This window comes from Frateuria sp. (assembly GCF_035695185.1).
Classification (GTDB): Bacteria; Pseudomonadota; Gammaproteobacteria; order Xanthomonadales; family Rhodanobacteraceae; genus Frateuria_A.
Genome location: NZ_DASSES010000014.1, coordinates 1 through 7,995, shown reverse-complemented (window position 1 = coordinate 7,995; position 7,995 = coordinate 1). Strand labels below are relative to the sequence as shown.

Annotated in this window: 10 protein-coding genes; 5 read left to right on the top strand and 5 right to left on the bottom strand. The window is 66.0% G+C overall.

Features of this window, described 5'->3' with window-relative positions:
- On the bottom strand, positions 1 to 573 hold a 573-nt coding region (locus VFH59_RS00675; RefSeq protein ID WP_325162957.1), incomplete at its 3' end, for a LysR family transcriptional regulator.
- A 106-nt stretch (positions 574 to 679) separates the two neighbouring features.
- Between VFH59_RS00675 and VFH59_RS00670 the strand changes: the two genes are divergently transcribed.
- The 4 genes from VFH59_RS00670 to VFH59_RS00655 all read left to right on the top strand — a co-directional run bounded on the left by VFH59_RS00670 (position 680) and on the right by VFH59_RS00655 (position 3,717).
- Positions 680 to 1,429: an SDR family oxidoreductase gene (locus VFH59_RS00670; protein WP_325162956.1), complete on the top strand. Its 750-nt coding sequence runs from the start codon at positions 680 to 682 to the stop codon at positions 1,427 to 1,429.
- A gap of 54 nt (positions 1,430 to 1,483) precedes the next feature.
- Positions 1,484 to 2,206 (top strand): SDR family oxidoreductase, encoded by a 723-nt coding sequence (locus tag VFH59_RS00665; protein WP_325162955.1) that lies wholly within the window; start codon positions 1,484 to 1,486, stop codon positions 2,204 to 2,206.
- A gap of 243 nt (positions 2,207 to 2,449) precedes the next feature.
- Positions 2,450 to 3,196, top strand: a complete 747-nt coding sequence (locus tag VFH59_RS00660; RefSeq protein ID WP_325162954.1) for a glucose 1-dehydrogenase — start codon at positions 2,450 to 2,452, stop codon at positions 3,194 to 3,196.
- Positions 3,197 to 3,255: 59 nt separating this feature from the next.
- Entirely contained in the window at positions 3,256 to 3,717 is a 462-nt protein-coding gene (locus tag VFH59_RS00655) for a cupin domain-containing protein (protein ID WP_325162953.1), read from the top strand.
- A gap of 151 nt (positions 3,718 to 3,868) precedes the next feature.
- On the opposite strand, the gene VFH59_RS00650 is transcribed toward VFH59_RS00655, so the two are convergent.
- Genes VFH59_RS00650 through VFH59_RS00640 form a run of 3 tightly spaced genes read right to left on the bottom strand, consistent with a single transcriptional unit; the run spans position 3,869 to position 6,462 of the window.
- Entirely contained in the window at positions 3,869 to 4,312 is a 444-nt protein-coding gene (locus tag VFH59_RS00650) for an OsmC family protein (RefSeq protein WP_325162952.1), read from the bottom strand.
- Between the two features lie 15 nt (positions 4,313 to 4,327).
- Positions 4,328 to 4,984 carry an OmpW/AlkL family protein gene (locus VFH59_RS00645; RefSeq protein ID WP_325162951.1) on the bottom strand — a complete coding sequence of 219 codons (657 nt, stop codon included), beginning with the start codon at positions 4,982 to 4,984 and terminating at the stop codon, positions 4,328 to 4,330.
- Positions 4,985 to 4,989: 5 nt separating this feature from the next.
- The gene (locus tag VFH59_RS00640) at positions 4,990 to 6,462 is read right to left on the bottom strand and encodes an aldehyde dehydrogenase family protein (protein ID WP_325162958.1); all 1,473 of its coding nucleotides are present in this window, start codon (positions 6,460 to 6,462) and stop codon (positions 4,990 to 4,992) included.
- 258 nt (positions 6,463 to 6,720) lie between these two features.
- On the opposite strand from VFH59_RS00640, the gene wrbA reads away from it, so the two are divergent.
- The gene (gene wrbA / locus VFH59_RS00635; RefSeq protein ID WP_325162950.1) at positions 6,721 to 7,320 is read left to right on the top strand and encodes an NAD(P)H:quinone oxidoreductase; all 600 of its coding nucleotides are present in this window, start codon (positions 6,721 to 6,723) and stop codon (positions 7,318 to 7,320) included.
- Positions 7,321 to 7,618: 298 nt separating this feature from the next.
- Here the strand turns inward: wrbA and VFH59_RS00630 are convergent.
- Positions 7,619 to 7,995: hypothetical protein (locus VFH59_RS00630; RefSeq protein ID WP_325162949.1), on the bottom strand; the 377-nt coding region annotated here is incomplete at its 5' end.

Below are 7,995 nucleotides of genomic sequence, written 5' to 3'. Positions count from 1 at the left end.
GGTGATGATGTCGTGCTCCAGCGGTTCGGGCGCCTTGGCCAATGGATGCCGTGGCGAGATAGCAAACACCCAGTCCATCGAGCCCAGTTCGAACCAGCGAAGTTTCGGGATTGCCGGTGGCTCGTTGGTGGCGCCCACGATCAGGTCCGCACGACCTTCGCGCAGGGCTTCCCAAGTCCCACCCAGCACCTCGTGCGTGAGGCGCAGGGCAACGCCGGAACCCAAGGCGTCGAAGGCACGGATCACCGGCAGCAGCAGTTCCATCTCCAGGATCTCGTCGGTGACGATCCACAGGCGGTCTTCCCAGCCGCTGGCGACCTGCCTAACCCGCTGGGTCAGGCGCGACACGTCCAGGCTCAGCCGTGCCGCCTCCCGCGCAAGCAGGTGGCCGGCCGGCGTCAGTTGCAGTCGGTAGCGCCGGCGATCGAACAGCAGGGCGTCGAAACGCGCCTCCAGCTGGCGAGCGGCATGGGAAATGGTCGACGGCGCCTTGCCCAGTCGCGCTGCGGCACGCGACAGGCTGCCGGTCTCGCGGATCGCCTCCAGCAGAGCCAGTTCGTCCTCCGACAACATGTTCGGCCTCTTCGAACGAGTGCGTCGAAGCGATGGTACGGCAAGTGCGGGGGAGGGGATCAGGATGGCATCCACTCCCTACCACTCCCCCCTACGGAGACACACCATGAATCGCTTTGAAGGCAAGAACGTCCTCGTCACTGGCGGCACCAGCGGCATCGGCCTGGCCGTCGCCCGTGCATTCGCCGCCGAGGGCGCCCGCGTCGTGATCACCGGCCGCGACGCAGAGGCGCTGGGCCAGTCCACCTCCGAGCTCGGTACACGCGCCGTCGCACTTCGCAACGACGCCAGCCATATGGGCGACGCGCACGAACTCGGCGCCACGCTGCTCGGCATGGGCATCAAGCTCGATGCCGTGTTCCTCAATGCCGGTACGGCGAGGTTTGCGCCATTCGCCGAGGTCGACGAGTCGCTCTGGGACCTGAGCTTCGACACCAACGTCAAGGGTGCCTATTTCCAGCTGCAATCGCTTTTGCCGCAGCTCAACAGCGGCGCGTCGATTGTGCTCAACGGCTCGATCAATGCACACATCGGCATGCCGGCCTCGTCGGTCTACGCCGCCAGCAAGGCCGCGCTGATTTCGCTGGCCAAGACGCTCTCGGCCGAGCTGTTGCCGCAGGGTGTGCGGGTGAACGTGGTCAGCCCGGGACCGATCCACACGCCGCTGTACGGCAAGCTCGGCATGGATGCGGAAACGCTGGAGGCGACCGCCGCGCAGATCCAGGCGCAGGTTCCGCTGGGCCGCTTCGGCCGTCCGGAGGAAGTCGCCGCCACCGTGTTGCACCTGGCCTCGCCCGAGTCGGCGTTCATCGTCGGCAGCGAGATCGTCATCGACGGCGGCATGAGCCAGCTCTGACGCCCATTCCCGCGCGCCGGCGCTGGCCGGCGCTCACACCCGCAGGAGAAAACCATGACATCCCGCACCTTCCTGGTCACCGGGGCTAGCAAGGGTATCGGTCGCGCGCTATCCGAGCGGCTGGCTCGAGCCGGGCACCGGGTTATCGGTATCGCCCGCCAAGGCGGCGACGCTAGCTTTCCCGGCGAGCTGGTTTCGCTGGACCTTTCCGATCGCCTCGCCACGGAGCGGACTTTGGGCGAACTGACCGCGCGCCACGCCTTCGACGGCGTGGTGAACAACGTTGCGCTGGTCCGTCCGGATCGCATCGGCGAGGTGGACCTCGCCACGCTGGACGCCACCCTCGCGCTCAACCTGCACCCGGCGGTGCAGACCGTGCAGGCGCTGCTGCCGGGCATGCGCGAGCGCGGCTGGGGCCGTGTCGTCAACATCGCCAGTCTCACCATCCTGGGCATGATCGAGCGCACTTCGTATGCGGCGGCGAAGAGTGCCATGGTCAGCTTCACCCGTTCGTGGGGGCTGGAACTCGCTCGCACAGGGATCACCGTCAACGCGGTTTCGCCCGGTCCCACCGAAACGGTGCTGTTTCGCGAGAACAACCCGCCCGGTAGCGAGGGAGAGAAGCGCTACCTCTCCTCGGTACCGATGAACCGCTTCGGTAGGCCCGAGGAACTGGCAGCCGCGATCACGTTCCTCCTGTCGGAGGAGGCGAGCTTCATCACTGGGCAGACGCTTTACGTCGACGGCGGTGCCTCGATCGGCAGGTTGCCGTTCTGACGTCCGGCCGGTTCCTCGGGAACTTTCCCGCGAGCTCGGGAAGGTGCCGACGGGACATCGAGCGGGACATGCCAACCGTGGCAGGAATGATCAATCGCCCCGCAGGGCAGGTACGCCAGCATGCGATGGCCGTCCTTTGCCCAACGGCACCGGAGTGGCAACCGCAATGGTGGGCTTCCGTTCGGCCACCTACAGCACCTCTTTTTCAGCAAGCGGCAACGATAACGACCCGGTAACACGATCATGAGACTCGAAGGAAAAACAGCCCTTGTAACCGGCGGCAGCGCCGGCATCGGCTTCGCAGCGGCGCGCGCGTTCGCGATGGAAGGCGCCAGCGTCTATATCACCGGCCGACGCCAGCAGGAGCTGGATGATGCCGCGACCGCCCTCGGCCCAAGGGTCACCGCCGTGCGGGCTGACGCCGCCAGCGTGGAGGATCTGGATCGGCTCTACGCGCAAATCGCGAGCGAGCGCGGGCACCTGGATGTGCTTTACGCCAATGCCGGCTTCTATGAGTTCGCCCGACTGGGCGAGATCAACGAGGCGCATTACGACCGTCACTTCGACACCAACGTCAAGGGCCTGCTGTTTACCGTGCAGAAGGCGCTCCCGCTGATGCGGCGGGGCGCCTCGGTGATCCTCACCGGCTCCATCGTCGCCTCGCGGGGCGTGCCCGCCTTCAGCGTGTACAGCGCGACCAAGGCGGCGGTGCGCGCCTTTGCGCGCGGCTGGGCCGTGGATCTGAAGGAGCGAGGCATCCGGGTCAACGTGATCAGCCCGGGGCCGATCGATACGCCCGGGCTCGAGGGCCTGGCCGGCAGCCCGCAAGCGGTCGATCCGCTCAAGCGCGAACTGGCCGCCACTGTCCCGCTCGGACGTATGGGCCTGCCCGAGGAAATCGCGCGCGCCGCCGTCTTCCTTGCATCGGACGAGGCCAGCTTCGTCACCGGCGCCGAGCTTGCAGTTGACGGCGGCGCGGGGCAGGTCTGATCCCACCACCAGGCTGCCATACACGTCACGTGCGCAGGCAGCGCCATTGGAGAACCACGATGAAAATTTCGCCCTCACGCAGCGCCGTGCTGCTGGCTGGTATCGCACTGGGCCTTGTCGGCCCGGCTTTCGCTCACGAGCCCCGGGCACAGGAGGCCATCATGCCGGTGATGCAGCAGGCCATCCCGGAACTGCCGGGCAAGGTCGTTCGCATGGTGGTGGTCAGCTACAAGCCTGGCCAGTCGTCCGATGCGCACATGCACCCGGGATCGGTGTTCGCCTACGTGGCGCAAGGCAGCGTGGTCTCGCAACTGGAGGGCCAGCCGCCACGCACCTACCGACAGGGCGAGGGCTGGTACGAAACGCCGGGCGTCCATCACCTGGTCTCGCGCAACGCCAGCACGACGGAACCGGCTACCTTGCTGGTCTGGGCCATCAGCGGGCTGAACCAGCCTGTGAAGCTGCCCCTGCCCGCGTCGGGCGCGACGCCACTGGCGCAGTTGCCCGTGGTGGGCCATTGATTGACGCACGAGGTTGCGGGGGGGCGCAGGGATGGCGGTGTCCCGGGTCGCGTATGACTTTGTGTCGGACACTGAGCTGGCCCTGCGCGCGACCATGCCGGGGGCTCATGGTCGCGCGCAGGGCGCGCTCCCGCGGTAGGCGGCTTGCCTCCTATCCGGCCGCGGCCGACGCCAGGGCGGCGTCAAGGGTGATCCTGGCGCGCAGCAGCTTCGAGACCGGGCACTTGGCTTTGGCCTGATCCGCCAACTGCTCGAAAGTTTGTGCGTCGATGCCGTCGATCTCCGCACGCATGGACAGATCCACCGATGTGATCTCGAAGTCGTTGAACTGCTGCTCCAGCGCAACCTCGGCGGAGACGAACAGCTGCCTGGGCGTGTAGCGCGCTTCGCCCAGCACGAGCGCGAAGGCCATGGCAAAGCAGCTGGCGTGCGCCGCCGCGATCAGCTCTTCCGGGTTGCTTCCGGGCTGGCCCTCAAAGCGGCTGGCCACGCCGTAGGGGTACGAGCGCAGCGCCCCGCTTTGCGTGGAGATGTTCCCCATGCCTGCCGGAAAGCCGCCTTGCCAGACCACTGATGCGCTTCGCTTAATCTTCATGCGTAAAACCTCGTGTCAGAAGTGGAAGGAAACGCCCACGTTGTAGATGACAGGGTTCAACGTGACGCGTGCGGTCGCGGGAACCAGGCCGCCCGGTCCCTGCGCCCATCCGGTGGCGCGCACGGCCACCCAGATCTTCTTGGCATCGACGAACAGTGCGTAGCGGTCGTTGAGGCGGTACTCCACGCCCAGTTGCAACGCCGAGCCCGAGCCGTTGCGCACGCCCAGGTTACGGATGGCGGCATCGTTCGTATCCAGAATCACGGTGTAGTTCAGGCCGGCGCCGATGTAGGGCTGCCATCGGCTCCCGGTAGGGAAGTGGTACTGCAGTGCGAGCACTGACGGACCGTACGTGGCCTCGCCGAGCTTGCCCGCCGAGGCTAGGCTTCCTTCGCCATAGATCTTGGCCGTGGGCGGTACCCCGAGCGTCAGTGCGACGGACCAGTTCGGTGCGATGTAGTAGCCGCCTTCGAACGCCACGCCGATGTTGTGGCGCACGGTGGCGCTTCCGCCGGGGATCTGCTGGCCCGCGATCGCAGCCTGTGCGCTGGCGTGGAAGTCGGCGTAGGCCGCACCTCCGCGTATGAACCAACGCTGCGCTTCGGCGGCCGACACTACCGCAGGGAGGGCGAGCAGGCAGCCGTACAGGATACGTAAGGCTCGAGTCTCCATGGCGGTCAGAACGGATAGGCCGAGCGCGTGTGTTGGATCGAGATCCAATGCGCCCGGGTGAACGCCTGGATCATGCCGGTGCTGCCGAAGCGTCCGATCCCGGAGTTCTTCTCACCACCGAAGGGCAGGGCAGGCATGTCGATTGCGGTGATGTCATTCACATGGGTCATGCCGGCTTGGACGCCCTGCGCAAAGCGTTCCGCCCGGTAGGTGTCCCCGCTCAGCACCGCGCTGGTCAGGCCGTATTCGGTGTCGTTGGCCATCTGCAACGCCTCGTGCTCGTCGCCGGCGCGCATCAGCGGAGCGATCGGGCCGAAGATCTCGTGGCGTCCCAGCGCCATCGAGGGAGTCACCCGGTCGAACACGTGCGGCGGCAGCACCAGGCCCTGGGCCGGCTGCCCGAGGCGCAGACGTGCGCCCTCGGTCTTCGCGATGTCGACCATCACGTTGAGGCTGTCCAGCTGGCGCCGGCTGATGATCGGGCCGATGACCGTGTCCGGGTCGTTGGGATCGCCGACCTTCAAAGTCCGGGCATAGGCCAGGAAGCGGTCAACGAAGGCCTCGTAGATCGGCGCCACTACGATGATGCGGTTGGCCGCGATGCACATCTGTCCTTGGTGCAGGAACTTCGCCACACCGGCCTGGTGCACCGCGTGGTCCAGGTCGACGTCATCCAATACCACTAGCGGGCCGTTGCCGCCCAGCTCCAGCATCGCCTTCTTGATCGTCGGCGCGGCGGCCGCCAACTGTCCGATGTGCCGACCCACGCGGGTGGACCCGGTGAAGGAGACGACCCGGGGCACGGGATGCTGCACGAGGCCGTCGCCGATAGTCTGGTTGTCGCCGACGAGCACATTGAGCACACCCGGCGGCAAACCGGCTTCCTCGAACATCCGCGCGATCAGCAGTCCTCCGGTCACGGGCGTCTCGGATGCCGGCTTGAGCACCACCGCATTGCCCAGCGCAAGCGCAGGGGCCACCGAACGCACGCTTAGGTGGAGCGGCCAGTTCCACGGGCTGATGACCGTGACCACGCCGACGGGGACGCGATAGACACGGTTTTCTTTGCCCGGGTAGTCGCCGGCGAGGATCTGGCCCTCCAGTCGCGAGGGCAGGGTGGAGGCTTCCAGCATGCTGGCGTGCACCGCCCCCCATTCGATTTCCGCCTTCGTCCGCGTGCTACCTGATTCGCGGATCAGCCAGTCGACGATTTCCCCGTGCCGCCGTTCCATGACCTGCGCCACGCGCCGGAACACATCCGCACGCTGCACTGGCAGCGCATTGGCCCAGCCTGGCTGGGTCGATTGCGCGCAACGATAGGCCAGCTCAACGTCGCGCATGTCCGCCTTGCTGATGCGCGCCACGCTCTGGCCGGAATAGGGATCGCGCACGTCCAGCTCCTCGCCGGTGTGCCCGCTGCGCCAGGTCCCTCCGACATAGAGCTGCGAAAAGGCATATCCCGACGGAACAGCCGCCATAGAGACATCTGCTTTCATATGTGATCCCGTGCCTGTTGGTGAGCTCAGGCTAGGCCGTGGGTGCTCCGCGGGATTGAACAAATGGACGGCTGCTTGGCCGTTCTGGCAGGCCAATTAGCGCCATCGCGGAAGGCGCGGATTGGTCAAACGCCGCACCGATCGTGCAAGCGCGCGAATGCCGTCACGGCTAGCGTTCCCACAGCCTGGTTTGCCATGGGGCACACCACGGCATGTGGCCACATCAATCGGGAGACCGCCATGGCGAAGGTGCTCGTTCTCTACTATTCCGCGTACGGCCACATCGAGGCATTGGCCTATGCCATGGCCGACGGGGCACGCAAGGGCGGTGCGCAGGTGGATGTCCGCCGCGTCCCGGAAACAGTGCCGGAAGAGGTCGCGCACAAGGCACACTTCAAACTGGACCAGGCCGCTCCCGTCGCCGATTCGGCCGAACTGGAGCACTACGACGCGATCATCGTCGGCACCGGCACGCGCTACGGTCGCATGTCCTCGCAGATGGCCGCCTTCCTCGACCGCACCGGTAGCCTGTGGGCGCGCGGCGCGCTCAATGGCAAGGTCGGTGCCGCCTTCGCCTCCACCGCGACCCAGCATGGTGGCCAGGAAACGACACTCTTCTCGATCATCACCAACCTGCTGCATCTAGGCATGGTCATCGTGGGCTTGCCCTACAGCCACCCCGGCCTGAGTGTGCTTACCGAAGTCGCCGGCGGCGCGCCCTATGGGGCCACCACCATTGCAGGCGGCGACGGCTCGCGCCAACCCAGTGAGGTGGAATTAGCAGGAGCGCGTCACCAGGGTGAGCTTGTAGCAGTGACTGCCACCCGATTATTCGGATGAGTGCCGTGGGTTAGGGAAAAGCGTCCGCCGTGTGGGTCCCTGGCGTCGGCGGGCTGGACGCCATGGCGCGCGGAGTCGTCGATAAGGGACGGTCATCAGGGGAGCGCAGGTCCGCTCTCGACCCTAAGCAGACATCGTCCTCGCCGTGAACCGTCGGCAGGTCCTGCTTTGCCAACATCGATTAGCCGGACGGGCCGAGTGCAGATTGGCCTCCACCCGAGGGCGCCTGACTCTGTGACGGCCGCTTCCGACCCTGGGCGGCCGCACGTAAGTCGTACTGCTGTCGTTGAAGGCCCCTTTAGCCTGCATTCCCCGGCTGTTTGACTTTGGGCTTCGCTGCCTTCGTTGCAGTCTGCTCCGCCTTCGCCTTCCCGGCCGCTTTCTGCTTGGCGAATTGGCGCACCCCTTCAGCCATGTCCTTGGGGATGGACACGTACTTGATCACCTCATCGATGATCTCGGGACTTAGGAACAATGGCGAGTTGCCTGCTTCCCAGTCTGGTCGCATCTTCACGGCCTTGCGGCGAGACGGACCGAAGAACAGGTTGTTCCAGATTAGTGCTTCACGCGCCGGGTGGCCACGGTTTTCGATGATTTTTTCCAGAATGCCCCCCGTAATACATGTACCTTTTTCGTGCGCCTTCTTCGCCCTATGAACGCGATCAAGCTCATGGG

Bases quoted from the DNA above. Each gene is read 5' to 3' on its own strand.
- VFH59_RS00670 (WP_325162956.1), top strand. From the start codon at position 680: ATGAATCGCTTTGAAGGCAAGAACGTCCTCGTCACTGGCGGCACCAGC.
- VFH59_RS00665 (WP_325162955.1), top strand. From the start codon at position 1,484: ATGACATCCCGCACCTTCCTGGTCACCGGGGCTAGCAAGGGTATCGGT.
- VFH59_RS00660 (WP_325162954.1), top strand. From the start codon at position 2,450: ATGAGACTCGAAGGAAAAACAGCCCTTGTAACCGGCGGCAGCGCCGGC.
- VFH59_RS00655 (WP_325162953.1), top strand. From the start codon at position 3,256: ATGAAAATTTCGCCCTCACGCAGCGCCGTGCTGCTGGCTGGTATCGCA.
- VFH59_RS00650 (WP_325162952.1), bottom strand. From the start codon at position 4,312: ATGAAGATTAAGCGAAGCGCATCAGTGGTCTGGCAAGGCGGCTTTCCG.
- VFH59_RS00645 (WP_325162951.1), bottom strand. From the start codon at position 4,984: ATGGAGACTCGAGCCTTACGTATCCTGTACGGCTGCCTGCTCGCCCTC.
- VFH59_RS00640 (WP_325162958.1), bottom strand. From the start codon at position 6,462: ATGGCGGCTGTTCCGTCGGGATATGCCTTTTCGCAGCTCTATGTCGGA.
- wrbA (WP_325162950.1), top strand. From the start codon at position 6,721: ATGGCGAAGGTGCTCGTTCTCTACTATTCCGCGTACGGCCACATCGAG.